This is a genomic window from Paraburkholderia sp. BR13439 (assembly GCF_040948805.1).
GTDB classification, from domain to species: domain Bacteria; phylum Pseudomonadota; class Gammaproteobacteria; order Burkholderiales; family Burkholderiaceae; genus Paraburkholderia; species Paraburkholderia youngii.
The window spans coordinates 247,514-271,589 of the sequence record NZ_JBFPKN010000003.1 but is presented as its reverse complement, the minus strand read 5'-3'; the positions used below and the strand labels follow the sequence as shown (position 1 = coordinate 271,589).

Annotated in this window: 21 protein-coding genes; 5 read left to right on the top strand and 16 right to left on the bottom strand. The window is 65.0% G+C overall.

Annotation, left to right across the window (positions count from 1 at the left end):
• Positions 1 to 47 precede the first annotated feature (47 nt).
• The 3 genes from AB3X96_RS08025 to AB3X96_RS08015 form a co-directional block, all read right to left on the bottom strand.
• The gene (locus AB3X96_RS08025; protein WP_368589278.1) at positions 48 to 1,082 is read right to left on the bottom strand and encodes an SGNH/GDSL hydrolase family protein; all 1,035 of its coding nucleotides are present in this window, start codon (positions 1,080 to 1,082) and stop codon (positions 48 to 50) included.
• 121 nt (positions 1,083 to 1,203) lie between these two features.
• On the bottom strand, positions 1,204 to 1,629 hold the full coding sequence (locus tag AB3X96_RS08020) for a DUF3830 family protein (RefSeq protein WP_368589277.1): 426 nt from the start codon (positions 1,627 to 1,629) through the stop codon (positions 1,204 to 1,206).
• A 280-nt stretch (positions 1,630 to 1,909) separates the two neighbouring features.
• Positions 1,910 to 2,821, bottom strand: a complete 912-nt coding sequence (locus AB3X96_RS08015; protein WP_368589276.1) for a helix-turn-helix domain-containing protein — start codon at positions 2,819 to 2,821, stop codon at positions 1,910 to 1,912.
• 182 nt (positions 2,822 to 3,003) lie between these two features.
• Between AB3X96_RS08015 and AB3X96_RS08010 the strand changes: the two genes are divergently transcribed.
• A complete protein-coding gene (locus tag AB3X96_RS08010; protein WP_368589275.1) occupies positions 3,004 to 4,005 on the top strand; it encodes an autoinducer binding domain-containing protein in 1,002 nt (333 codons plus the stop codon).
• 82 nt (positions 4,006 to 4,087) lie between these two features.
• Here AB3X96_RS08010 and AB3X96_RS08005 read toward each other — a convergent pair whose 3' ends face one another.
• The 4 genes from AB3X96_RS08005 to AB3X96_RS07990 all read right to left on the bottom strand — a co-directional run bounded on the left by AB3X96_RS08005 (position 4,088) and on the right by AB3X96_RS07990 (position 8,422).
• The gene (locus AB3X96_RS08005; RefSeq protein ID WP_176107643.1) at positions 4,088 to 4,849 is read right to left on the bottom strand and encodes an ABC transporter permease; all 762 of its coding nucleotides are present in this window, start codon (positions 4,847 to 4,849) and stop codon (positions 4,088 to 4,090) included.
• Positions 4,846 to 5,772 (bottom strand): ABC transporter ATP-binding protein, encoded by a 927-nt coding sequence (locus tag AB3X96_RS08000; RefSeq protein ID WP_018437181.1) that lies wholly within the window; start codon positions 5,770 to 5,772, stop codon positions 4,846 to 4,848. The genes AB3X96_RS08005 and AB3X96_RS08000 overlap by 4 nt, the downstream gene beginning before the upstream one ends.
• Before the next feature lie 221 nt (positions 5,773 to 5,993).
• Positions 5,994 to 7,925 (bottom strand): response regulator, encoded by a 1,932-nt coding sequence (locus tag AB3X96_RS07995; protein WP_368589274.1) that lies wholly within the window; start codon positions 7,923 to 7,925, stop codon positions 5,994 to 5,996.
• Positions 7,926 to 8,239: 314 nt separating this feature from the next.
• Complete coding sequence (locus AB3X96_RS07990; protein ID WP_368589273.1) at positions 8,240 to 8,422, bottom strand: hypothetical protein; 183 nt, start codon at positions 8,420 to 8,422, stop codon at positions 8,240 to 8,242.
• 93 nt (positions 8,423 to 8,515) lie between these two features.
• Here AB3X96_RS07990 and AB3X96_RS07985 point away from each other — a divergent pair, with 93 nt between their 5' ends.
• Positions 8,516 to 8,992, top strand: a complete 477-nt coding sequence (locus AB3X96_RS07985; protein WP_368589272.1) for a hypothetical protein — start codon at positions 8,516 to 8,518, stop codon at positions 8,990 to 8,992.
• A gap of 100 nt (positions 8,993 to 9,092) precedes the next feature.
• Here AB3X96_RS07985 and AB3X96_RS07980 read toward each other — a convergent pair whose 3' ends face one another.
• The gene (locus AB3X96_RS07980; RefSeq protein ID WP_368589271.1) at positions 9,093 to 10,748 is read right to left on the bottom strand and encodes a tannase/feruloyl esterase family alpha/beta hydrolase; all 1,656 of its coding nucleotides are present in this window, start codon (positions 10,746 to 10,748) and stop codon (positions 9,093 to 9,095) included.
• A gap of 35 nt (positions 10,749 to 10,783) precedes the next feature.
• A complete protein-coding gene (locus tag AB3X96_RS07975) occupies positions 10,784 to 11,899 on the bottom strand; it encodes an OpgC domain-containing protein (protein ID WP_368589270.1) in 1,116 nt (371 codons plus the stop codon).
• A gap of 330 nt (positions 11,900 to 12,229) precedes the next feature.
• On the opposite strand from AB3X96_RS07975, the gene AB3X96_RS07970 reads away from it, so the two are divergent.
• Together AB3X96_RS07970 and AB3X96_RS07965 are read left to right on the top strand one after the other, a co-directional pair.
• Complete coding sequence (locus AB3X96_RS07970) at positions 12,230 to 13,378, top strand: acyltransferase family protein (RefSeq protein ID WP_368589269.1); 1,149 nt, start codon at positions 12,230 to 12,232, stop codon at positions 13,376 to 13,378.
• Between the two features lie 85 nt (positions 13,379 to 13,463).
• Positions 13,464 to 13,724, top strand: a complete 261-nt coding sequence (locus AB3X96_RS07965; protein WP_368589268.1) for a hypothetical protein — start codon at positions 13,464 to 13,466, stop codon at positions 13,722 to 13,724.
• Positions 13,725 to 13,740: 16 nt separating this feature from the next.
• Here AB3X96_RS07965 and AB3X96_RS07960 read toward each other — a convergent pair whose 3' ends face one another.
• The 7 genes from AB3X96_RS07960 to AB3X96_RS07930 form a co-directional block, all read right to left on the bottom strand.
• Complete coding sequence (locus tag AB3X96_RS07960; protein ID WP_368589267.1) at positions 13,741 to 15,639, bottom strand: ATP-dependent metallopeptidase FtsH/Yme1/Tma family protein; 1,899 nt, start codon at positions 15,637 to 15,639, stop codon at positions 13,741 to 13,743.
• A gap of 677 nt (positions 15,640 to 16,316) precedes the next feature.
• The gene (locus AB3X96_RS07955; protein WP_368589266.1) at positions 16,317 to 16,559 is read right to left on the bottom strand and encodes a hypothetical protein; all 243 of its coding nucleotides are present in this window, start codon (positions 16,557 to 16,559) and stop codon (positions 16,317 to 16,319) included.
• Between the two features lie 213 nt (positions 16,560 to 16,772).
• The gene (locus AB3X96_RS07950; RefSeq protein ID WP_368589265.1) at positions 16,773 to 17,627 is read right to left on the bottom strand and encodes an IclR family transcriptional regulator; all 855 of its coding nucleotides are present in this window, start codon (positions 17,625 to 17,627) and stop codon (positions 16,773 to 16,775) included.
• Positions 17,628 to 17,861: 234 nt separating this feature from the next.
• Positions 17,862 to 18,713, bottom strand: coding sequence for a sugar phosphate isomerase/epimerase family protein (locus tag AB3X96_RS07945; RefSeq protein ID WP_368589264.1), 852 nt, complete (start codon positions 18,711 to 18,713; stop codon positions 17,862 to 17,864).
• A gap of 15 nt (positions 18,714 to 18,728) precedes the next feature.
• Entirely contained in the window at positions 18,729 to 19,340 is a 612-nt protein-coding gene (locus tag AB3X96_RS07940) for an NIPSNAP family protein (protein WP_368589263.1), read from the bottom strand.
• Positions 19,340 to 21,124 carry an FAD-dependent oxidoreductase gene (locus tag AB3X96_RS07935; protein ID WP_368589262.1) on the bottom strand — a complete coding sequence of 595 codons (1,785 nt, stop codon included), beginning with the start codon at positions 21,122 to 21,124 and terminating at the stop codon, positions 19,340 to 19,342. Before AB3X96_RS07935 ends, AB3X96_RS07940 begins: the two co-directional genes overlap by 1 nt.
• A 99-nt stretch (positions 21,125 to 21,223) precedes the next feature.
• The gene (locus tag AB3X96_RS07930; protein WP_368589261.1) at positions 21,224 to 23,011 is read right to left on the bottom strand and encodes an FAD-dependent oxidoreductase; all 1,788 of its coding nucleotides are present in this window, start codon (positions 23,009 to 23,011) and stop codon (positions 21,224 to 21,226) included.
• A gap of 205 nt (positions 23,012 to 23,216) precedes the next feature.
• On the opposite strand from AB3X96_RS07930, the gene AB3X96_RS07925 reads away from it, so the two are divergent.
• Positions 23,217 to 24,065 (top strand): shikimate dehydrogenase, encoded by an 849-nt coding sequence (locus AB3X96_RS07925; RefSeq protein WP_368589260.1) that lies wholly within the window; start codon positions 23,217 to 23,219, stop codon positions 24,063 to 24,065.
• Positions 24,066 to 24,076: the final 11 nt, after the last annotated feature.

Below are 24,076 nucleotides of genomic sequence, written 5' to 3'. Positions count from 1 at the left end.
TGGTTGAAGGACGGGGTGCCGAAAACAGGCCGCGCCGCGGTGCCCCCTCACCGCCCCAACCCGCTATGCGCGATCTGCTGCTCGACGAACTGCGCAAACAATGCGTGCATATGCGTGGTCGGATGCAGATCATCGGCGAACATGTAAGTCCGATCCGCGTTGGCGCTCACATAGGTCGCCGGCGAGCATAGCAGCGAGGTGTCATCGGGCGTCTTCTTCGGGTCGCAGGCCTGCCCCGTATTCGACACGGTAAAACCGTTCGCCTGAAAGCTTCCGATCACCTGATTCGTCCACGTGTACGAATCGATCTCGATCACCTTCGATTGCAGTCCATCGGTTTGCAGCGCGCTATTGAGCGTAGCGTTGAATAGCTGCGACAACTGCGTGAGGTTCGCGCCACCATCGGCCGAAGCGAGCCCCTTCGGCGACAGCCCGATATTCGGTACATTGATCACCACCACATGCACGCCGCCGTTCTGCACGATCTGCCCGACGAGCTGGGCGAGCGTGGTGGCCGCCGCCTGCACGACCGGCGCAGCGGCGGGCAGGTTGCCGGCGCGCAGCACATCGTTCGAGCCCACCCACACGAGCACGAGCTGATTGGCGTTGAAGCTGCCGTGAGCGCCCAGATAGCTCGACAGTTGCTGATTGACCGGCATTTCGATGTTGCCGATGACGTCGCTCAGGTAGTCGTACTGGTTCGCCGGTGTCGCCACGGTCGAGCCGCCTTCCGCATAACCGAGGCCGCTCTGCGCACTCAGCCTGTGCGTGAGATCGATCGTGAACGCGGCGCTCAGCGTATCGCCATAGTATTGCGCGACGTTCTGGGCCCATACCTGGCCGGGGTTGGTGGTGAAACGCCCGCCGCCCACCGCACTCGCGAGGGGCGCATAGGTCCCGACGTCCGACAGGCTGTCGCCGAACGACACCACCTGCAGCTTGACGCCGCCGGCCGGCTCGGTCGCCGTGCCGCCGCCGTTACTCGACCCGCCGCTGCCGCTGCCGCCCCCGCCGCAAGCCGACAGCAGCACGATCGACATGGCAAAAACTACAGCGCGGACCTTGTCATTTATGCCTCGCATTTGCTCCTCCTCGCCGGGCGGGCCAGACAGTGCCGCGTGCCTGACGTGCGCGGCCGGTACCCGACCGCACGCGGCTCTTCAACCAAGCATCGCGTATGCCCAGCAAGGAAGTGCGGCCCGCTCAATGCCTCTCGAACACCACCTCCTGCGCCCCCTCCCACAGCACCTTCGTGCCGAGTTCGCGCAGTTTCTCCTTGCCTTCGACGATCGTCAGAAAATGATTGCCCGCGAGTTGCCCCATCTTGCTCGCGAAGCAGCACGAGCCATAGGCGAGGATGATCTCGGTCTCGCTATAGCCGCCCGGATAGAACAGGATGTCACCGACCGACGGATGGCTCGTGTGATTCTCGAAGCCGACCGCGATCCCGTCGTTCTCGAGCTTGAATTCGCCGAGCGGCACCCAGCAGCCCTCGCCGCTCCAGCGCACGTGGATCAGCTTCTGCCGGTACGGCAGCAGCTCCAGGAACGCGGCCACGGTCTGCGGCGCATCGGGATGCGTTTCGGCGATGAAGGTGTGGCCGCAGGCGGTCATCTTGAGTCGGGTCATGGCGCGTTATCCGGTGTATGAAATTGAAAGGCGCTTCGATTCTGTCGTCCGATGCAAGGTTCCGACAGGTACACTTGTCCGCGTCGCGGTCAGTCCATTTAGACCAGATACGATCGCGGGTGGCGGGCCGAACCGCAAAGCCTTGCGCGACGTGCGATGCCAGTTTGCAGCGCGCGCAGCCACGAATGTTCGTAGTTTGCAAGCCGCGCAATGCAACGCACACTGCGCAGGTGCGTGATTCCGACTGGAGAAAAAAACAAGCCGTTGCGGATCGTCCATCTCAACCGCGCAGCCGGTAGGCGAGCGGCGTCGCGCCATAGCCACGCTTGAATTGCACGGAGAAGTGACCGGCATTCTCGAAGCCGACTTCGAGCGCGATTTGCAGCACGGTTCGATCCGTGGCGCGCAGCAGCCTCGCCGCTTCCTCGAGCCGTAAGCGCGTGACGAACTGGTGTGGCGTCTCCCCGGTCTCGCGGCGAAACACCCGGGCAAAATGAAAACTGCTTAGGCCGGCCTGCTCGGCCAGTTCGGCGATTGCCAGATCTTCGGCGAGATTGGCGCGGATGTAGTCGATCACCCGGCGTATGCGGCGCGGCACCAGCCGTTCGGGGCCCGTCGCGCTGCCGCGGCGCGCGCCGTTGCCGCTCGAATAGTGCTGCAGCAGGTGCGCGGCGAGCGCGTGAACCAGCGTATCGACATACAGACGCGAATCGGCGGGATCGCGGGCGGCGCGATGCAGTGCGGCAAGCATCGCGGCGATCAGCGGATCGTTGAAGCGCATCGCGTCGCCGAGCGACAGTTCACGCGACGCGTCGAGCCCCATCTGTTGCGCGACGCTGTCGATCAAAGCGCGCTCGATGTGCACGTGCAAGGTAGACAACGGCTCGTCGCTGATCGAATGCCAGCGCCACGAGATCGGCGTGGGCGGCACGAACCACAGGTCGTTCACGCGCATATCGGCGCTTTCCCAAGTTCCGCCGAGGTTGCGTTCGAGATGCTCGGCGCCGCTCGCGAGCGTCATCAGCGTGAAGTCGCGCAAACCGGGCGCTTCGAGCAGGTCTTGCCGCACCGGTTCGAGATACGAGCGCAGCACCAGATGCCGCCACTCGCGATCCACGCTCGACACGAGTCGCTGGCCGGCCATATAGCGGTCGTAGGCGAGCGTCGTCGTGAGCTTGGGAATTCGTGCCATCACATCCCTTCGAAGGAGGTGCCGTATGGAAGGAGAAGCGCCGCCGTACCCGTATTGCCGGTCCACTGTCAGCGCAAGATCACAAAAATGATAGCAAGGAACCGGCTACCGACATTTCACGAAATCGCTAATCATTGAGGTTGTCGTATTTCACGCGTTTAGAACGCCGGAGCTACCGTTTCATGGAACATGAATGCGATACGCTGCCGCAATGGCTGAACGGCTCGCCGCAAGGCGAAGCCGGGCACGCGTCGGCAGCACACCCGAGAGCGGCATCCGCCCAACCGGCTTATCCGGCCGGCGCGCGGCACGCCGCGAAATCAGCCCACGCGGCTGAAGCAGTGAAGATGTCTCCCCGCACCGTGAATGGCGCGGGGCGCAGTGGCTTTCTGACTCTGTTTACCGAGGAGGAGATCGGCACGCCGTCGCCCGCGGCGCGCCGCGCCGCGCCGCTGATCAGTCCGCTCGGACGGTTCGGCAGCGCGCAGGACCGCATGGAGTTCGTGCGCCAGCGCATCAGGCAGTTGGGCTTCGACTCGTTCAGCTATACCGCCACGCGCACGTCGTCGCATCACAAGACGATGTTCGTATTGACGAGTTACGAGTCGCAGGCATGGCTCACGCGCTATTTCCGCGAGCGCTATTTCGAGCTCGATCCGCGCGTCGCGCACGCGTCGCCGACCGGCATGCCGTTTCTGTGGAATACCGCCGACCTGCGCGCCGATCTGCCGCGCGCGCAGTTGCGCAGCGAGCGGCTCGGCGCTTTGATCGACATGCTGGAAGCGGCCGGGCGCAAGAGCGGCATTCTCACGCAGATGCCGCTGCCGGAGCCGGAGCTGAGCGCGAGCCTGTGCTTCAACTCGGCGATCGGCAACCCGCGCTGGATGACCGAATCGATCGTCGCGGAAACGCTGATGTTCGCGCACTCGATTCACGAGTTCATCTGGACGCACGCGAAAAGCGTGATCGGCATCGCGCCCGCGCAGCAGCAGCGCATCGCGCTGAGCAAGCTGCAGCATGCGGTGCTGAAGGCGGTCGTGCAGGGGCAGCGGGACAAGGAGATCGCGTATTTCCTCGGCCTGTCGCCGCATAACGTCGACTATCATCTGCGGCGCTTGCGGCAGTTGTTCAACGTGCGCAACCGCGTGCAGTTGATCAATGTCGCTCAGGCGTATCTGTCGTAGTCGGCGTCACCGCGTATCGATGAAGAGGGCGCGACGGCATTTCGCCGTCGCGCCCTCTCCTCATTTCAGTGTCGCATGTCTATCAACTTTTCAACCGATAGCCGGTCCTGAAGATCCAGCCGACGATCACGAGGAACACCGCGAGAAACAGCAGCGTCATGCCCAGACTCAGGCCGACGCCGACGTCACCCAACTCGAAGAAACTCCAGCGAAACCCGCTGACCAGATAGACGATCGGATTGAACAGCGTGACGGCATGCCAGAACGGCGGCAGCATGTCCACCGAATAAAAGGCGCCGCCTAAGAACGTGAGCGGCGTGACGATCAACAGCGGCACCAGTTGCAGCTTCTCGAAGCTGTCCGCCCAGATGCCGATGATGAAGCCGAGCAGACTGAACGTGACCGCCGTCAAAACCAGAAACAGCACCATCCAGAACGGATGCATGATCTGCAACGGCACGAACAGCGCGGCGGTCGCGAGAATGATGAGTCCGAGCAGGATCGACTTGGTGGCCGCCGCGCCCACATAGCTGACGACGATCTCCAGATACGACACGGGCGCCGACAGCAGCTCGTAGATCGTGCCGGTGAAACGTGGAAAGTAAATCCCGAACGACGCGTTCGCGATGCTTTGCGACAGCAGCGACAGCATGATCAGCCCCGGCACGATGAACGCGCCATAGCTGATGCCCTCCACTTCCTTGATGCGCGAGCCGATCGCCGAGCCGAACACGACGAAGTACAGCGAAGTGGAAATGACCGGCGCGATGATGCTTTGCATCAGCGTGCGCCACGTGCGCGCCATTTCGAACTTGTAGATCGCGCGCATTGCGTAGATGTTCATGGGTTCCCCCGCAGCAGGCTGACGAAAATGTCTTCGAGCGAACTCTGCGTAGTGTGCAGGTCCTTGAAGCGGATGCCGGCATCGTCGAGCGACTTCAGCAGCGCGATGATGTCGGTGCGGCCGCCCTCGCCTTCATAGGTATAGATCAGCTCGTTGCCGCCGTTCGCGACCGCCAGCCCGTAGCCGGCGAGCGCAGCCGGCACATCGTCGAGCGGGTACTCCAGTTGCAGCGTCAACTGCTTGGTGCCGAGCTTGCGCATCAGCTCGGTCTTCTCTTCGACCAGCATGATCTCGCCCGCATTGATCACGCCGATGCGATCGGCCATCTCTTCGGCTTCGTCGATGTAATGCGTGGTCAGGATGATCGTCACGCCGCTCGCCGCGAGCGAGCGCACGAGCTTCCACATGTCGCGCCGCAGCTCGACGTCGACGCCGGCGGTCGGTTCGTCGAGGAACAGCACGCGCGGCTCGTGCGACAGCGCCTTGGCGATCAGCACACGCCGCTTCATGCCGCCCGACAGCGTGATGATCTTGTTGTTGCGCTTCTCCCAGAGCGACAGGTCGCGCAGCACTTTCTCGATGTAAGCGGGGTTCTTCGGCTTGCCGAACAGGCCGCGGCTGAACGACACGGTGGCCCAGACGGTTTCGAACGCGTCGGTGGTCAGCTCCTGCGGCACGAGGCCGATCAGCGAGCGGGCCGCGCGATAGTTGGCGCCGATGTCGTGACCGTCCACCGTCACGCTGCCTTCGCTCGCGTTGACGATACCGCAGACGATGCTGATCAGCGTGGTCTTGCCCGCGCCGTTCGGCCCGAGCAGCGCGAAGATTTCTCCACGGTGGATTGCCAGATTGATGTTCTTCAGTGCCCGAAAACCGCTGGCATAGGTTTTCGACAGATTCGTGACCGAAACGATAGGCTGCATGGACTCGATAATGGCAGACACCGCTGTTGAATGAGGGAAACCGGCGTGAACGGACGCGCCGCATCCGCAATGTAATGGAAAGTGCGAAAGCCTGCAGGGCACGGAACCACGCGGCCGCGGATTCGCCGCGGCGCGAGATAGTTCGGCTTACTGATGGGTTCGGATGCGGACCGAGGCCCGGCGCGGCCATCCGGGCGCGCGCGACGCGCGCCGGCAGCCTTTTACGCCGACGCGCTGTGGTGCGCGCCCGGAAAGCGGCTTGCGATCACGTTCTGGATTTCCTCGACCGACACCGGCTTCACCAGATGATGATCGAAGCCGGCCTCGCGCGAGCGCTGCCGGTCGGTGGCCTGGCCATAGCCGGTCACTGCGATCAGCAGCGCGTCGACGGTGACCGGACGGCGGCGCATCTCCTGCGCGAGCTCGAAGCCGTCCATGCCGGGCAGGCCGAGGTCGAGCAGCACGATCTGCGGCTGGAAGTGCGCGGCCAGTTCGAGCGCGGTGTTGGCCTCGTGCCCGACGCGCACCTCGTACCCGTCCGCCTGCAGCACCAGCGACAACGCGAGCGCCGCATCGACGCTGTCGTCGACGAGCAGCACGCGCAGCGCCTGGCCGCCGTGATTCGGCACCGCTTCGGGCGCCGCCGTCGACGCTTGCTCGGCGTCGGCAAGCCGCGTCAGCGGCAAACGCACGACGAACTCGCTACCGCGCCCGAGTCCCGCCGAATACGCCTCGATCCCGCCGCCGTGCAACTCGACCAGCGTACGCGCGAGCGGCAGGCCGATGCCGAGGCCGCCTTCGGAGCGTTCGATCGAGATTTCCGATTGCACGAACAGATCGAAAATATGCGGGATCGTTTCGGCGCCGATGCCCACGCCGTTGTCGCGTACGCTGATCAGCACGTCATCGCCCGCTTCGCGGACTTCGATGCGGATGTCGCCGCGCTGCGGCGTGTACTTCGCCGCATTCGACAGGACATTGCCGAGCACCTGCGCGATCCGCACGCCGTCGCCGACGACGAACAGCGGCTCGCCGGGCAGATCGGTGGTGAGCGTATGGCCCTTGCGATTCAACGCGGGCCGCACGGTTTCGATCGCGGCTTCGAGCGCGGCGGCCAGCTCGACGATCTCGTGGCGCAGCGTAATCTTGCCCTGCGTGATGCGCGCGACGTCCAGCAGATCGTCGACGAGCCGGCTCAGATGCTTGACCTGGCGCCCGATCACCGCGCGCATCGCCTCGAAGCTTTGCTGCGAGGGCGCACGGCTCGGGTCGAGCAGTTCGATCGCGTTGCGGATCGGCGCGAGCGGATTGCGCAGCTCGTGCGCGAGCATCGCGAGGAACTCGTCCTTGCGGCGATCGGCGTCGCGCAACGCCATCTCGTTGGCCTTGCGATCCGAAATATCGTTGACGATGCCGGCGAGCCGGTAGATGCGCCCGCGCGCGTCGCGCACCGGAAAGCCGCGCTCGACTGCCCAGCGCGTCTCGCCGTCGGGCCGCACGATCCGGTATTCGATCTCGTACGCGACACCGGTCGCGAGCGCGCGATACGCGGCCTCGAGCGCGGCCTCGTCCTGCGGATGAATGTGGTTGGCCCAGTGGCGCCCGCTCGGCGTCGGCTCGTGCGCCGCGTCGCCCCAAAGACGTCGATACGCGGGGCTCACATACAGCAGTTGCGCGCTCGATGGGTCGAGCATCCAGAACACGTCGTCGATGTTCTCGGCCATCTGCCGGAAGCGTTCTTCGCTCTCGCGCAACGCGCCCTCCGCGCGGCGCACGCGCAGCAGCGCGCGCACCTGCGCGATCAGTTCGGCCGGCTCGACCGGCTCGGTCAAATAGCTGTCCGCGCCGCCTTCGAGGCCGCGCACCCGGTCCATGCTCTGCACCGCGGCCGCCGACGTGTGGATCACGAGCACGCCCGAGGTCTCGGGCGCGGCTTTGATGCGGCGGCACACTTCGAAGCCGTTCAGATCGGGCAGATTGACGTCGAGCAGCACGAGGTCCGGCTGCGAAATGCGCGCGCGCTCGATCGCTTGCGCGCCGTTGCCGGCCTCGATCACTATGAAGCCCGCGCGCGACAGGATGCGCGTTTTCGCGTAACGAGCGCCTTCGTTATCGTCGACGTTGAGGATCAGGTTCGCGTTCGCATCGGTCATGAAAAGGCGTGTCCGTAGGAGAATGCCCGCGATGCGGAGCATTCATGATGCAGTGCCCGAGCGCGCCGCGCCGTGCGCTTCGGTGCGGATGCGCTCATGCTTCTCCCGCCGCGGCCGCGCCGCCAGGATCCGCTGAAATGCCGTCGACGCCGCGCTCGCCGAAGTGTTCGGTTGCGGTCGTATCGCCAGTTCTGCCCGACTGGGCCGCCGTACGCTGCGCGATCTGGTCGAGGCTCGCCGGACCGAGCCGCGCGAACGGCCGCCTGCGCCGCCCAGACCGAGGCCCAATCCGTTGCCGCTCGTGAAGCCGTCGGTCAACGCCTCTTGAATTCAGCAATTCCCGGACCTTGGTCGATGAAGTCGAACCGCACAGCGGTGCGGCGGCCATTGCGTTGCACCGTGTAGAAGCAGACGTCGCCGCCGCGGCCATACGTCAGCGTGTTGCGCGCGGGTTCGCTCGTCGCGGTCACCGTTTCAGCGTCGAGCACGCGCGCCATCGCGGCGCTCTCGCCGATCATCCGGCCGATCAACCCCGAGGCACACCCCTTGCGGCCCTTGCAGGACAGCAACTCTTTTGGTGGAGGTAAATCATGAAACGCATGACCAGGACGATCTTTGCTTCCGCGCTCGTGATGGCGTTGTCGGGTGGCATATACGCGCAGGCGGGCGGTGCTGCCGGCGCGGGCGCCGGCGGTAGTGCGGGAGGCGCGGGCGGCGGTGCTGCCGGCGGCATGAGCGGCGGCGGTGGTGGCGCGGGCGGCACCGGCACCGGCATCGGCGCCGGTGGCGGCACGACGGGCGGCGCGGGCGGTACGGCCACTCCGGGTGTTGGCCCGGGCTCGGTCCGCACGCCGGGCAACACCGGCTCCGGCTACGGTTCGCCGGGTGTGACGGGCACCGGCGGCGGGATGGGCACGGGCACCGGCGCGAGCCCGAATAGCCCGGCGACCGGTGGTGCGACAGGCGGCATGGGCAACAACATGAACAACGGCATGCGCAGCGGAACCGGCAACAACATGAACAACGATAACGACATGAACAACGGCAGGATGCAGAACGGGCAGTAACGGCCGTCGAGCTTCAGCGGGCGACGCGGCGTCGAGTTGCTGCGTCGCCGTTTTCCTGTGTGGCCCGCTCGTCCGCACAGGCGCTGCGAGGACTCATACCTCAAGGCTGCGCACAGACAAAACTACTCGCCAGATTTACATTGCCTTTGCCGATATAACGCGGAAACCCGGGATAGCGGCACAGCGGCCGCGAACGTCCATTCGTCGCCGCGGCGAGATCGGTGGCCGTCAGCGTTTCCGGCGCGACGCCGCGCGTGACCCACGCGTCGAGCGCGCCGAGCAGATCGACCGAGGGAATGAACACGCCGTTGCCATGCTGGAACCCCGGCACCATGTAGAGCCGCATGAAACGATCGACCTCGTCCTTGCCGAAACGCGCGATCAGCGCGTCGTGATACGCGATCGTCTGGTTCGGGCTGATCACTTCGTCGGCGAGACCTTGCAGCGTGATCAGCTTGCCGCCGCGCGCGATATAGCGCGACAGGTCCGGGTTCATCGAGCCGATCGTGGCCGACAGCGCGATCAACTGCGAGAGATATTTGCCGGGCCGTTGCGGATCGAACGTCAAGGAATCGAACTGCGCGTCGCGCGCGACGAAGTAGCGCAGATAGCCGTCGCCTTGCGCGAACAGATATCCGTTCGCACGGAACGTCGGCACCGGCTGACGCCCCGGTTGATGCGCGAGCCCGAGCGCGCCGGTCAGTTGCGTGCCCTGGAACACGTTGTAGCCGCGATAGCCGCTCACGCCCCACGCGAGCCGATACGGCAGCGACAGTCCATCTCGCATCACCAGCAAGGTGGCCAATTGCGCGTCGGTCAGACACGCATCGTGCGATGAAGGGCGCAGCGCGCAGCGCAGGGAATCGATAATTTCCGCCTGGTGCGCGCGGCACGCTTCGACGTCACTGACGATGCCGTCCTCCGTGCCGTCGAGCCGGTCGCATACCTCGAGCGTGCGTTGATGGACGGCTTCGAGCAGCGCCGCTGGCACGAAGCCACCCGGCGTGCCATATTCGGCTTGACCGAGCTTCACGCCGAGCAGCCGCACGCCGGAAAAATTCAGCGCGGGCGAATTGGCGATCACGCCGTCGTAGTCGTCCGGAAAGCGCTGCATCACCGTGTAGCCTTCGCGGCCACCCGTCGAACCGCCGGCAAAATACATGCGCTGCGGCGGCCTGCCGTACGCGTTCGCGATCAGCGCGAGCGCGACGTCGTGGGTTTTCTTCAGATGCGCGTAGCCGAAGTTCGTCACCGCTTCATCGACGAGACCGAACTCCGCGAGCGACGAATCGCCGACATGCCCCGAGTCGTCGCCGAACGTCGCATAGCCTTGCGCGAGCGGCGCGCGATCCGGCGAAAACGGCATCACGCCAATGCCGCTGACGACCACGCCGTTGTACCCGCCACCGCCGATCTGCAACGCGCGGCCATTCCAGCGGCGCGGCAGATTCAGATCGAAGCGGATGTCGGGTGTGGTCGGATTCAGTGCCTTGATGCGGCCCGTGATGCGGCAATACTCGCCGCCTTGCTGATTGCCCCGCGCGGTCGCGCCGATCATCGCCGCACTTTCGATCAGCGCGCCGGCCGTTGGCATCTCGATCAGTTCGGGCGACAGCACCGCGCCCGCGAACTCCGCGCAGTGCATCGCGAACGGTGTTTCTTTGGCCTGCGCGGCCGTGCGATGTATCGCAAGCCACGCGAGCACCACGACGCTCATCACGGTTGCGAGTCCAACGAGCTTGCGCGTGGTGCGCATCGGAGTCGTGACGCGCCCACGGCGCTCGCGTCGTGTCATCCGCAACCCGCGCCCTTCGCGTGCGCGCGCGGCTGCTGCCCCTTCCAGCCGCTCCACCCGCGCGCGATCATCAGCAGCGCGCCTATCGCCGCGAGGTCGCCGCCGAGCCCGACCAGCACCGCGCGAAAACCATGAAAGGTGTGCGGTGTCGCCGTGTCGATCATCAACGACACCAGCGTGCCGGCGACGAAGCACACGAGCCCGGCGCGCCCGACCGTCACCACGACGGGCAGCCGCGTCGCGAGCCACGCGATGCTGCCCATCCGCACGAACTGGGCGGCGAGCCAGGCGATGACGATGAAATTGATCACACGTTCCACTGAAAGATTCTGTTTGTGCGTGCCGGGCAAAGGCTGCGTCAGCACGAAAAGTTTGACGATCGCGAAGGCGAGCACCGCAACGACCGCGACGCGCGTGAGCCACCGGGCGGCGCAGCTCGCATGAAAACGTTCGCTGATCGGCTGCATACGACACAGCATGCCGAGCACGAACATCAGTTGCCACGCAAATGGATTAAAAGCCCAGCCGGCGACATCGTCAATGCTGAATAACGCGGCAAGCGGCCGCGCGACGGCCCACAGCGCGAGGCTCACGGCAAGCGCAAGCGATACCGAGCGGCGCGCGAGCGGCACCATCACCGGCACACATAGCGCGAACAGCACATACATCGGCAGCACGCTGGACAGATACGGCTGCCGTCGTAACAGCGCGATGTCGAATGCCTCACGCCACGGCTGCAACGCAAAAGGTGGCCAGCCGGTCATTTCTACCATCGGCCGATTCAGATCGAGCCGCGCGAGAACCGCGCCGGATACGAGCATCAGCATCGCCGTCAATAGATACGCGCGATAGATTTCCCAGCAGCGTTTGACGAAGCGCAGCTGCGCCGCGTGTTCGCCGCGATGCGCAAGCACCGCCGTATACGCGGCCGCCGATGCATAGCCGCCGAGAAACACGAACACCTCGGCTGAATCGCACAACGCGTACGCGTGCAGCATCAGATGCGATAGCGTGCTGCCGGGAATGTGATCGAGCACGATGACGATCAGCACGATACCGCGAAAGAAATCGACTTCGACCGATCGTCCACGACCACGGCCAGATGTTTCCATTCGTCTTCTCGAAGAATGCGCGCGCCGACTGCACGCAAGAACGTGAATGGCCACGCGTCAGCGGCCAATGCCGTGCGAACTGCAAAAGGCTAACTCGTTCCCCGCATCGCCTATCTGAAATCGAGTCGTTGGCGACTGGTAATACTCGGTGCGTCTTTAACGAACGCGCGGAAAGTTTTGCGGCTTTTGATGCACGAAACAGGGACGCCCGCATTGATGGGCGGACACAAGCCTCGAAAAAAAATCATCGAACGCGCGCGGCGATTTTTTTCGCATTTTTTCCCCGTACGATGTTTTCGTGCTTTTCAGCCGCTTTGCGAATAGAGGTTTATGAAAAACAGAATTGCCGGATTCGATGGGTTGCGCGCGATCGCCGTGCTAATGGTGTTTCTGCAGCATCGTCTATTCGGCGACATCGGCGAGATCGGGCATCTCGGCGTGTGGATCTTCTTCGCGCTGAGCGGCTTTCTAATCATCGGCATCCTGTCGTCGCAACGCGCGCGCATCGAATCGGGCGACAGCCGTTTCGGCGTCGAACTCGCACGCTTTCTGTTTCGTCGTACGGTGCGCATCTTTCCGATCTATTACCTGATGCTCGTCGTGATGTGCGGGTTGATGGCATTCGGCCTCGCGAATCCGGAACTCGCGAGCGGCATGCCGTTTCACTTTGCGTATCTGTCTAACTTCTGGATCGGCTCGGTGCTGCGCTACTGGCCGGGCCGCTATTCGCACTTGTGGAGCCTCGCGATCGAGGAGCAGTTCTATCTCGTGGTTGCGCCGCTTTTGCTGCTGCTTGCCGCGCGGCGACATCGAGCGGCATGTTGGGCGATCGTGGCCCTCGGCCTTGCTGGGTTGTTCGCGATGCGTGCCGCGCATTGGGATGAGATCGCGATCTATACGCACCTGTTGAGCAATGTCTGGCTGCTCGCGTTAGGTGGTATCGGTGGCTTGGTGATCGCGGACGATCGCGGCCGCGTGCGTGCCTGGCTCGGTCATGGCCTGACGCTGTTCGCGCTGAGTCTCGTCGTGATCGGTTTGTGCGCGGCCGAGCCGAGATGGAGCACGCTCGACGATCCGTTGCTGTTTACCGCGATCAGCGCAATGTACGGGATTGGTATCGCGGCGCTAGTGGCTTCGATCGCGTGTTGCCGCAATGCTGCCGTGATGGGTCTGCTGCAGACGCGTTGGCTCGCCGGTCTTGGGCGCATCAGTTACGGCTTTTATCTGTATCACAACCTGATCCCCGATCTGACGCGCAACCGTCACGCCGAAGCGTTGTTCGGCGGCACCGTGCCAATGTGGGCACATATGCTTGGCATCGTCGCATCGTTTGCGATTTCGCTAGGCATCGCGTTGCTGTCGTGGCGGCTGATCGAGGCGCCGATTTTGCGCCTGCGCGGATCACGCCATAGTTCGGCCTCACCATCCGGCCGCCCCTCACCTGAGGCACTGCGCGGGACCGAACCGGCCAAACGATAGAAGCGCGCCGCTTCAAACATCCGCCACGGGACCGTGGCACGCGCATTGCTGTCCGAGAGCTTATCTTCAGCAACTGGAGACGATTGTGTCGAACACCGCGAACTCTCCGAGCGAGCCTGATCGCCCGGCGGACGACGATCCCGGCAGTCCGCCCGCCGAGGTCTCGAAGCCCATCGGCGATGCACTCCCCACTCCGGTCGAACCGGGCCTCGACCAGCCTCTGCCGAAAAAAGGCGAAACCCCCGAACCCGACCCGAACAAATCAGGCCCAGGGGGCGGCGATCCGTCAGGTGATACCGATGCGTCGCCGGGCGTGCCCGATCCGGGACCGTCCCACTTCGCGTAGCGCTTCGAAGCGACCGTCAAGCCGCCGCGGGCTCATGCACGATCTTCAACGTGCTCTTGTGCTCGGCAATGAGCCGATAGACGGTATCGCCGGGCACGGTCTCATGCTCGAGCAACTGCTCTGAAATGTCGCGCAGTACCGGCTCGTACGCGTGCAACAGCCCGTAGCAAAGTTCGTTGAGCTCCTTGAGCAGCACGTTCGCATGCTCGATTGCGCTCTTCATTTGCAGGCCCGCGTACTGCGACGGCAGCGCCGCGAGACTGAACAGATCGCCGTCGCTGTTGAAGCCGAACTTCGACACCATGTCGAGGCTGATACGCGAGGCCTCCTGCAAGTCCGATGCGGCGCCGCTCGATGCTTCGGAGAACATCAGAATCTCCGCGTTGCGTCCGCCGAGCAGCACCTGGATTTCATTGCGGATCTCCGTTTCGCGATACAGGTGCTTGTCCTGCGCTTTCGTGATCAGCGCGACGCCGAGCGCGCCGCCGCGCGGCAGGATCGTCACCTCCTCGAGCACGCCGGTGCCAAGCAGCGCGGCGACCAGACCGTGACCCGCCTCATGCACCGCGATGCGCTTGCGCTCGTCCTCGGTGAGCGCGCGCTCGGCGCCGCTCACGTCGCCGATGCGCGCGATCTTGATCGCTTCCATGAAGTGCTTCGCGGCGATTTCGTTATCGCCCGCCTTGCGCGCGATCAGCCCCGCCTGATTCACGACCATCGCGACGGTGGCCGGCGACAGTCCAGTCGTCAAACGCGCGAGCTGGTCGTAGTCGATATCCGAGGCTTTCGACTTCAGCCGCTGCGCGTAGAAACGGAAAATCTTCGCGCGGTCTTCGCGGTCCGGCAGACGCACCTGCACCGTGCGATCGAAACGGCCGGGGCGGCGCAACGCTTCGTCGAGATTGTCGGGATGGTTGGTCGCGGCCACCACGATCACGCCCTCGTTCGATTCGAAGCCGTCCATCTCCGCGAGCAGCTGGTTGATGATCCGGTTGCTTTCGGCTTCGACCGGGCCACCGCCGGTATCGGTGCGCTTCGCGAGACCGTCCGCTTCGTCGATGAAGATGACAGTCGGCGCGTTCTTGCGCGCGAGTTCGAACAGGTGCCGCACCTTCTGGATGCCGACGCCGTAGTACTTCGCGCTGAAATAGCTGCCGGTGATCGAAATGAAGTTCGCGCCGCATTCGCCGGCCAGCGCCTGAGCGAGCCGCGTCTTGCCGACGCCGGGCGCACCCACCATCAGGATGCCGCACGGCGCGCGCACGCCCAGCGACGAGAACTGCTTCGGATCGGACAGGTAACCACGGATGTCGGCGAGCGCGGCCTTCGCTTCGTTCGCGCCGATCACGTCGTCGAAACGCAACGTTGGCGTTTCGCTGAGCAGCGTCGCGCCGCCCTTCATCTCGCGCCGCATGAACCACGCCATGCCGCCGATCAGCGCGAGCGGCAGCAATACGCTCAGCACGTCGCGCAACTGCTCGAACAGTTGCGTCCAGCGCGCGCCATCGCTGTGGATGTCGACGTCGGGCAGCCACACGAGCTGATACGCGGCGGCGTCGGAGCGCTCGCCGAGCAGCAGCGCGTGCGAGAAGGTGGCGTTGTGATCGGTGACGAAGTACTTCGAGCCGTCGCGCAGCGACACCAGAATCGCATTGGGACTCACGCCGATCGCCGCGACGTTCGCGTCGTGAATGTCGCGCAGCATCGTCGACGCGTCTTTCTCTTGATGCGTCCACGCGGATGCATCGTGACGCATCTGGCTCGCAATGCCGTTCAGCGCCGGGGCCTGCGGCACGGCGCGATGCTGGAAATACCAGCCGCCCCAACCGACCAGCACCGCGATTAGCACCGCCACAGCGCCCAACGCAATTTTGCGTGCGCGCTTTTTCCTAAGCGAATTATTTCCCGGCTTCATGAGTCATTTCCAAAATGAGGACTTGAACAAGCCCTTACTGAATCAAGCTGTCTGTCAAAATTACCTGTCGAAAGCGCAAGGTGGAGTCTGCGGAAAATCGGCTGAGGCGAAGCGCCACACGGGCGCGTGGCTTAAAGGACAATCCAGAAGGACGACGAGAAGTGCGTCCCGGTGAGCCGCGGTTGCCGAAGGCAGTATGCCCAGGTTACGCGTCTGTCAAATTCGCGAAAAAGGCCTATTTGTACCGTCTATCCGGCCGTCGACACGCCGGAAGGGGAATGCGGCGAGGGCGCGAAAGGCGTCGCCGCATTGGCTCCGGCGCACAGTTTATCAGTGTAAAAAGCGGCGCGTGTTTTCAATGTCTATATCAAACCGCACCCCAATTAAGATCAGTCAGAATTACTGGGAAAAGCGAGGTTTTGGAAAGACATAATTGATCTGAAAAAACAGCTCGCGATTAAGTCAGGATTTTGGAATCCGGCGGCCATATCGGGCGGATGCGCGACGGGCCTCTGCGGGCCCGTTCGCGTCATCGCCGCTTTTCTCTCAGGTTCTGCTTTTTTACGTCGGCGCCGAGCGGCGTCGACGGTACTCTCCTCCACTGCACTGCTTCGGTCCTCGCGGACCACCCCGACATCTCAGGCCGCCGTGCGCCACGCGACGCTGGCCTGCGCCTGCTAGCGCAACATGTCGCGCAGCTTCGCAATGCGCGAGCGCTGGCTCTCGACAAGATGATGCGTATCCTCGAGCGCGCGGATGCGCCGCTCCCAATAGACGTGGTCGAGTTCACTGGATTGCGTCGCGCGCTTGCGCGTCGCGTAGCCGAGCACACTCTCGAGATGCTGCAAATGGCTATCCGCGAACCTCGCCGGTAGCCGCCCGCCGCGTTGCGCGGCTGTTTGCCTGCTCGTAAGGCTCATCTTCGCTCCCCCCGCGTCCTGCCTGTTTGCCCGATGACCCCGCCGCATCGATCGCTCAAACCGAAAGCGATCTGCAATCTACGCGTGTGACGTTAGCGCAGTTTTGGGGCACGGCTTGACCGTGCGTCTCAAAATTGGGCGCTTGCGTCAGAAATGCCGACTGCCCGCTGCTTGAGATCGCGGAACTCGCGAATGGATTCGGATGGGCGGCGCTCAAGCCGCGCGCGGCCGCCCCTTGCGCTTCGGCTCGACCGGCCGCACGACCGCCACTGGCGGCGCGACGCGCGGCGTGCGCTTGAAATACGGCGAGCTGAGGGTGGCCGCGCTCATGTCCGACGCGGCTTCGAGCAGCGCCGGCGCGAGTTCTTTCAGCCGCGCCTCCGGCAGGCGGCTCGTCGGCCCCGCGAGGCTGACGGTGCCGACCACCAGCCCGGTCACCGGATGGCGAATCGCGGCCGCCATCGACGTCATGCCCGCCTCGTAGGTTTCGCTCGCGATGCCGTAGCCGCGCTTGCGCGCGCCGCCCAAGTCCTGCAGAAACTGCTGGATCGTCTTCGGCGCCTTCGGCCCGCGCGGGCCCGCCTTGCCGATGCCGCCCTGGCGCGACACGAGTTCGAGCGCTTCCTCGTCGCTCATGGTCGCGAGCCACGCCTGGCCGCTCGCGGTGCAATGCAGCGGCGGACTGCTGCCCATGTCCGGGTCGTAGCGCAGCCCGGAGCGCGCGCCCTGCGCCTTGCCGACGAACGTAATGTGATCGTCCTCGATCACGCCCAGGCGCGCGAGTTCGCCCGACGCGCTCGCGAGCCGATCCAGCACGGGCTGCGAAATATCGAGCACGCCGGCCGTGGACAGCCACATCAGCCCGAGCGACACCAGCTTCAGCGCAAGCACGTACTCGCCGTGCTCATCCTGACGCACGTAGCCTTCGTCGCCCAGCTCCGCGAGCAACCGATGCGTGCCGCTGCGCGGGATGTTCAGCGTGTCGGCGATTGCGGCCAGCTGCATGCTGCCGCCCTGCTTCGCCAGCAATTCGATGATGGCCAGCGCCCGCTCGAGATTTCCCGCCATGATCCACTCTCATTCGATTCGAATCCCACATGAGAACATGATTCCACATTGGAATTCAAGGGCACGGCGGGCGCCGGTTCCGGCGCGCTCAATGCCTGATGCCCGCGCTCACGCGCATGCCTGCTGTCTCCAGATCTTTTATCGTGATCGATTGGCCGAGCCGGTCCCTCGCGCCTCTTTGCCGTGCGCTTTCGTGAAGGACCAGCCGGAGGTGAACTGCGGTTTGCGGTTGCATCATGACGTGATGGATGACGGCGTCGCCGCGTAAGTCCGTTCGAGCAGAGCGAGTGTCGCCTCGCGCAGCCTGCGTGCGCGTTCGAGCGCGGAGGCGGTTTTCGCCCATTGCTGCATCGGCACTTCGAGGCTGATCGGCAGATCGTCGGGCAGCGCGCGCAGAATGCCGGCGAGATCGAGGCCGCCCTCGCCCGGAATCATGCGCTCGCAACGTGCCTGATGCAGCAACGTGTCGAGATCGGCTGGCCGTTCGGCCGGCGCGTCGCAGAACTGCACGTAGCCGAAGTACTCGCGCGGCAACGCGCGCAACGTATCCGTCGGCGTCCCCGCGCGATCGAAGTGGAGCGGATCGACGATCAGCCCGGTATTGGGTCGCGCGGCCGCCTTCACGATGCGCGCACCTTGCGTGACGTCCTTCACGTCGGTCCACGGCATCGGTTCGAGCGACGGCGCGAGGCCGCGCGGTTCGGCCAGCTCGCACAATCGTGCAAGCCGCTCGGCGGTGCGCGCTTCGTCGGGATCGTTGCCCGCGACCAGCACATAGCGTGCGCCGAGTTCGGCGGCGGTGTCGAGCATCGGCAGAAATGCGTTTATGTCGGTGTCGGGCTTCAGGCGCAGAATTTCGACGTCGAGCACCTTGACGCCGGTGTCGCGCACACGCGCGAGCGTTTCGCGCTTCAATGCGCCTGGGCTAATGATGTCGTGGCGCACTTCGTGATCGGTGGCGGGCACGAGGCGCAGGCCGACGCAGTCGTAGCCGGCCTGCGCGGCGCACTCGACCATCTGCGGCGGGCTCAGTTCGAGCACGGTCAACGCCGACAGCGACAGCTCGCGCGAGTTGGGCGGGGTCATGTCGTTTCCTCGAGTTCAGCGCAGCGGCGAGAACGGCGCCGGCATACAAATCGTCGACTCCATCGTCGTCAGATGGGCCGGGCCGCCCTTCGGCGGCCAGATGCCGTCCTTCACCGCTTCGGCGCGAATCCGCGAACGCTCGTCGACGCTCGCATACGGCCAGATGTTCAGGAAGCGCGGCACGGCGCCGTCGAGCGCATACATCGCGCCGACGAGCGGCGAGCGCCGCGTGCGCTCGGGCACCGCCTTTTCCCAGGCGTCGATCGTGTGCTGCAGGCTCGCGAGCTTGGTGCCGTACACGCGCATCTCGTAGATACCGCCATGCACGGCCGGCTCGATCGGCGGCAGAAAGGGGAACAGCGCATAGCTGTCGATCTTCACGTCGGTGATGAATTCGCCGCAGCCGAATGGATCGCCTTCGAGCAGCATACGCTTGCGCCCGGCGATCAGCGACGCTTCGGAATCGAAGCCGCGCAGCACCAGCACCTGCCCGAGCGTGCCGATATCGGAGTACCAGCAGCCGAGCAGCTTCGAGCCCGGTGCGTCGCCGTGGGCCTGGATGTTTTCGAACACCTGTGCGTTGGTGCCGATCTTGACGGTGAGCGTAACGAGGTCGTAGAGAGTCATCAGATGCGTCCTTGTGACGGGATGGAGGAATTCGGAGTGGGTTCGGTGCGCGCGGCACGGGCCGTACCATCGGCCTGCGCCGCGCCGGCGAGCGACAGCCCCGCCAGATACCCGAAAGTCATCGCGGGTCCGAGCGTGATGCCGCCGCTTGGATAGCAGCCGCCCATCATGCTCGCGCTGTCGTTGCCGACCGCGTACAGACCCGGCACCGGCTGGCCTGCGTCGTCGAGCACGCGCGCGGCGGCATCGGTCGCGAGACCGGCGAACGTGCCGAGGCTGCCGGGCAGCAGCTTCACCGCATAGAACGGACCGTGTTCGAGCGGCGCGTTGCAGGGGTTCGGCTTGTGCCCTGCATCGCCCTGCACGCGGTTGTATGGCGTCGAGCCTTTGTGAAACTGCGGATCGAACCCGTCTTTCGCGTAGCTGTTGTAGGCGGCGACCGTCGTTTGAAGTCCCTGCGGGTCGATGCCGCAGTGGCTTGCGAGTTCGGCAAGGCTGTGCGCGCGCCGCAGATAACCGGAACGGCGATAGGGCGCGGTCGGGAACGGCAACGGCTTCGAAAAGCCGAGCCCGTAACGGCGCTGGAAGCGGTGATCGCAGATCAGCCATGCGCAGACTTCCTCGCCCTTCGGCGTCGTGCCGATCAGCGCATTAATGAAGTCGTGATACGACGACGCCTCGTTGACGAAGCGCCGACCCGCGCGCGTGACCGCGATCACGCCCGGCTTCGCGCGCTCGATCAGATGCGGAAACGCGACGGCCTCGCCGCTCTTGCGCGGCACCAGCGACACCGGTGCCCACGCCGCCGGCGTTTCCAGCGACGCGTCGAAATGCGCGCCGACCGCTTCGCCGAGACGAATGCCGTCGCCGGTATTGGTCAGTGGTGCGGCGGACCAGTGCTCGCGACCCGACGGCGTATAAGCGAAGGTTTGCGCGCGCCGCGCGACGTCATGCGGATAACCGCCGCATGCGAGCACGACGCCGCGCGCGGCGCGCACCTCGTGAGCGACACCGTCGATCTCGACGCGCGCTCCAGTGACGCGCCCGCCCCCGGCCCCGCCTTCGCGCAGCAAAGCAACCGCTTTGGCGCTGGTACGCAAATCGACCGCGCGGTCATACGCCGATTTCAGCAGACGCGCGACCAGCGCATTGCCGTTGACCAGATGCATCGAGCGGCCATAGCGCAACTTGTCTCTCGCGAACGCGGCGAGCCGGCGCAGCACATGCAAGGCCGAACGCGGCGAGCGCGTCGCATTGAAGAAATGCGCGAGGTCCTGACCCGACGCGATCGCCATGCCCTTCAGCGTCACCACGTCGAGCGCTGGACGCAAGCGCTCGATCAGCGAACCGAGCTCGCGGCCATCGAACGGCATCGCGCAGACAGATCGGCCACCTGTCATTGCACCCGGCGTCGTATGAAAGTCGGGAATACGATTGCCGTCGATAAAACGCACCGCCGTCTCGCGCTCGAAAAACTCGATCATCTCCGGACCGCGATCGAGCAGCGCGTCGACCTTGTCGGGATCGTAGTGGGCGCCGAGTTCGTTGCGCAGATAGGTGCGCGATGCTTCGGGTTCTTCGACGATGCCCGCGCGCGTCGCGAGCGGATTGCGCGGAATCCACATCCAGCCGCCCGACCATGCGCTCGTGCCGCCGAACACGTCGGCCTTCTCGGCCACCATCACGCGCAGACCTCGCGTGGCTGTCGTCACCGCGGCAGACAGTCCCGCCGCGCCGGAACCCAGCACCAGTACATCGCATTCGAGGATCGGTTCGCGCTTCATCGCCATTCGCTTCGTCGGGTGGGAAAATCCGTGATGCCGCAGTTGTTGAATACTATTCCACTTCTTAACCTGGTTCGAACCAGGCGTGCCCCTGGTTCGTCAGACGATCTTTTCGTTGGCGGTCTCAGTCGTGCCGCGCGCAACGAACGACGCCGCATCGCCCCGCGCGGCTTTGGCGCGCATCGCCGCATCGCGCGCCGCCAGATACGCGAACGCGAGCCCCGGTCCAAGGGTGATGCCGGGTGCCGGGTAGACACCGCCCATCACCGATTGCATGTCGTTGCCGCATGCGTACAGGCCGCCGATCGGATGATCGTCGCGATTCAGCACGCGAGCCTTGTCGTCGCTGACGAGGCCGGTCGCGGCGCCGATATCGCCGGGATAAAGCGGCACCGCGTAAAACGGCGCGCGCACGATCGGGCCGAGGCACGGATTCGGGCCGGGCCAGTTCGCGTCGCCGTTGGCGCGCTGATAGTCGGTCGTGCCGCGCTGGAATTCCGGGTCGACGCCGGTTTTCGCGTAGTCGTTGATCCGCGCGACGCTGTCGGCGAGACCGGCCGCGTCGATGCCGAGCCTGGCAGCGAGTTCGTCGAGCGTCGCGGCTTGCGTCAGATAGCCGTCCGCGAGAAACGGCGCGAGGCCCTTGCCGCCCGGCCGCACCATGCCGAGACCGTATTTGCACAGGCCGTCCGCGTCGGTGACGAGGTAGGCAGGCACCGATGGGGTCTTGCGATGTGCTTCCTGCATCGCGATGCCGAACAGGTGATACGACGTGTTTTCGTTCAGGAAGCGCCGCCCCTGCTGATTGACGACGATCATGCCGGGCTTGCCGCGATCCATGATGAAGTGCGGGAACGCCGCGGTCGTGCCGTCCGCGCGCTTGCGTATCGACACCGGCGCCCAGAACGCGTTGCTGAGCGCGCCCTCGCCGTAGCGCCCGCCCGCCGCGAGCGCGAGATCCTGCGCGCTGCCGTCATGGCCCGGCGCGCCCGGGCACCACGTGAGGTCCGCATCCGGCAGCATCGCGCGGCGCCGTTGCGGATGCCGGTTGAAACCGCCGCTCGCGAGAATCACGCCACCTGTGACCGAGATTTGCCGGCGCTGCCCGTTCTGACTCAGCGTGATGCCGTCGATCGCGCCGCTCGCGTTCGTGCGCAACGCTTCGAGCTTCGTGCTCACGAGCACTGTGACGTCGCGCGCGAGCAGCGAAGAGAGCAGCCGGCCGATCAGTGCATTGCCCATCACGAGACGCGTGCCGCGCGGCCAGCTGATGCGGTCGCGCGCATGCCGTACAAGCAGTTTCACCGCGTGGCGCAGCGACCTGAACGACTTCGTCATATTCAGCAAATGCCCGACGTCGTCGCGATCGACCATCATGCCGCCGAGCACCGTGAACTCGGGGATCGGCGGACGGATCAGCGCGAAGTGACGGCCGAGCTTGCGGCCGTCGAACGCGAGCGGTTCGAGCGCGCGGCCGCGCAGCGTCGAGCCTTCGAGCTCCGACAGATAGTCCGGATGAAACGGCCGCGCCCGATACTTGACGTCCGAATTCGCCTCGATATGCGCGACCGCCTGCGGCCCCGCCTGCAGGAACGCGCGACGCAACGCTTCGCTGCTGCGCTCGCCGACCGCGCGGCGTAAAAAGCCCTCGGCGTTGGCGCTGCTGTCGTCGGGATTGATCGACGGGCCGTGCGGCGAGTTCGGTATCCAGGTGGTGCCGGCCGAGTATGCGGTCGTGCCGCCCACGTATTCGGTGCCTTCGACCAGCAGCACGCGCGCGCCGTCGATCGCCGCGAACAGCGCCGCCGACATGCCCGCTCCTCCCGCACCGATCACCACGACGTCGAAGGCTTCGTTCTGCTGCAAATCGCTCAATGTCTCCCCCATCTGCTGCTCCTTGTGTGCTCGTCGTTGCATCCAGCCGCAGCGGCGGTTCCGCATTCTTCTCAATATCTAGAATTCGCTTTGTAGTTGGAATACTATTCCAGTATTGAGAAAAAGCAAAGTTTTCTGAACCCACTCGACAACAGCAACACATTGACCCCCGCATCGGGCACGATGCGAACGGGCACCCATCTCAGGAGATTCGACTATGCAGCAGGCTGGAAACTCTTCGTTCGCGGCGTCGCTCGACGCGGGTCTGAGCGGCGCGACGCGCGTGTATTTCATCGTCGGCGATCCGATTGCGCAGGTGCGTTCGCCGTCCGGTGTGACCGCCGCGTTGCGTTCGGCCGGCCGGGATGCGCTGGTGGTGCCCGCGCACGTCGCGCCCGCCGATCTGCCCGCGTTTTTCGCGGGCATCGCGCCGATGCGCAACGTCGACGGCGTGATCATCACGGTGCCGCACAAATTCAGCGCCGCCAGCTATTGCGCGACGCTCGCCGAAGAAGCCGCGTTCCTCGGCGCGGTCAACACGCTGCGCCGCAACGCCGACGGCGGCTGGCATGGCGGCATGTTCGACGGCACCGGCTTCGTCGCGGCGCTCGTCGCCGCGGGCTGCGAGTTGCAGGGCAAACGCGCGCTGCTGGTCGGCGCGGGCGGCGCGGGCTCGGCGATCGGCCATGCGCTGATTCAGAGCGGCGTCGGCTCGCTCGACGTGCGCGACAACGACGTCGAACGCACCGGCTCGCTGACCGCGCGGCTCAACGCGCTCGGCCGCGGCACGGCGGGTGGCGCGGCGGCCGAACTGGAATTGACCAGGTACGACGTGGTCGTCAACGCGTCGCCGCTCGGCATGCGCGAGGGCGATCCGTTGCCGATCGACGTCGCGCGCTTGCCAGCCACGACTTTCGTCGGCGATGTCGTAACGAAACCGCCGCTCACGCCGCTGATCGAAGCGGCACGGGCGCGCGGCTGCCCGACCGTGACGGGCACACAGATGTTCGAACGCGTATGCGATCGGATGGTGGAGTTCTTGCTGGAGACATCGCCGGCTGCGTAACGGCGCAAAAG

Excerpts from the sequence above, each read along its gene's own strand:
- AB3X96_RS07970 (WP_368589269.1), top strand. The coding sequence starts at position 12,230 with ATGAAAAACAGAATTGCCGGATTCGATGGGTTGCGCGCGATCGCCGTG.
- AB3X96_RS08015 (WP_368589276.1), bottom strand. The coding sequence starts at position 2,821 with ATGGCACGAATTCCCAAGCTCACGACGACGCTCGCCTACGACCGCTAT.
- AB3X96_RS07955 (WP_368589266.1), bottom strand. The coding sequence starts at position 16,559 with ATGAGCCTTACGAGCAGGCAAACAGCCGCGCAACGCGGCGGGCGGCTA.
- AB3X96_RS07990 (WP_368589273.1), bottom strand. The coding sequence starts at position 8,422 with ATGGCGCGCGTGCTCGACGCTGAAACGGTGACCGCGACGAGCGAACCC.
- AB3X96_RS07995 (WP_368589274.1), bottom strand. The coding sequence starts at position 7,925 with ATGACCGATGCGAACGCGAACCTGATCCTCAACGTCGACGATAACGAA.
- AB3X96_RS07925 (WP_368589260.1), top strand. The coding sequence starts at position 23,217 with ATGCAGCAGGCTGGAAACTCTTCGTTCGCGGCGTCGCTCGACGCGGGT.
- AB3X96_RS08000 (WP_018437181.1), bottom strand. The coding sequence starts at position 5,772 with ATGCAGCCTATCGTTTCGGTCACGAATCTGTCGAAAACCTATGCCAGC.
- AB3X96_RS07985 (WP_368589272.1), top strand. The coding sequence starts at position 8,516 with ATGAAACGCATGACCAGGACGATCTTTGCTTCCGCGCTCGTGATGGCG.
- AB3X96_RS07975 (WP_368589270.1), bottom strand. The coding sequence starts at position 11,899 with ATGGAAACATCTGGCCGTGGTCGTGGACGATCGGTCGAAGTCGATTTC.
- AB3X96_RS08005 (WP_176107643.1), bottom strand. The coding sequence starts at position 4,849 with ATGAACATCTACGCAATGCGCGCGATCTACAAGTTCGAAATGGCGCGC.
- AB3X96_RS07935 (WP_368589262.1), bottom strand. The coding sequence starts at position 21,124 with ATGAAGCGCGAACCGATCCTCGAATGCGATGTACTGGTGCTGGGTTCC.
- AB3X96_RS07980 (WP_368589271.1), bottom strand. The coding sequence starts at position 10,748 with ATGCGCACCACGCGCAAGCTCGTTGGACTCGCAACCGTGATGAGCGTC.
- AB3X96_RS07950 (WP_368589265.1), bottom strand. The coding sequence starts at position 17,627 with ATGGCGGGAAATCTCGAGCGGGCGCTGGCCATCATCGAATTGCTGGCG.
- AB3X96_RS08020 (WP_368589277.1), bottom strand. The coding sequence starts at position 1,629 with ATGACCCGACTCAAGATGACCGCCTGCGGCCACACCTTCATCGCCGAA.
- AB3X96_RS07940 (WP_368589263.1), bottom strand. The coding sequence starts at position 19,340 with ATGACTCTCTACGACCTCGTTACGCTCACCGTCAAGATCGGCACCAAC.
- AB3X96_RS07930 (WP_368589261.1), bottom strand. The coding sequence starts at position 23,011 with ATGGGGGAGACATTGAGCGATTTGCAGCAGAACGAAGCCTTCGACGTC.
- AB3X96_RS07960 (WP_368589267.1), bottom strand. The coding sequence starts at position 15,639 with ATGAAGCCGGGAAATAATTCGCTTAGGAAAAAGCGCGCACGCAAAATT.
- AB3X96_RS07945 (WP_368589264.1), bottom strand. The coding sequence starts at position 18,713 with ATGACCCCGCCCAACTCGCGCGAGCTGTCGCTGTCGGCGTTGACCGTG.
- AB3X96_RS08025 (WP_368589278.1), bottom strand. The coding sequence starts at position 1,082 with ATGCGAGGCATAAATGACAAGGTCCGCGCTGTAGTTTTTGCCATGTCG.
- AB3X96_RS08010 (WP_368589275.1), top strand. The coding sequence starts at position 3,004 with ATGGAACATGAATGCGATACGCTGCCGCAATGGCTGAACGGCTCGCCG.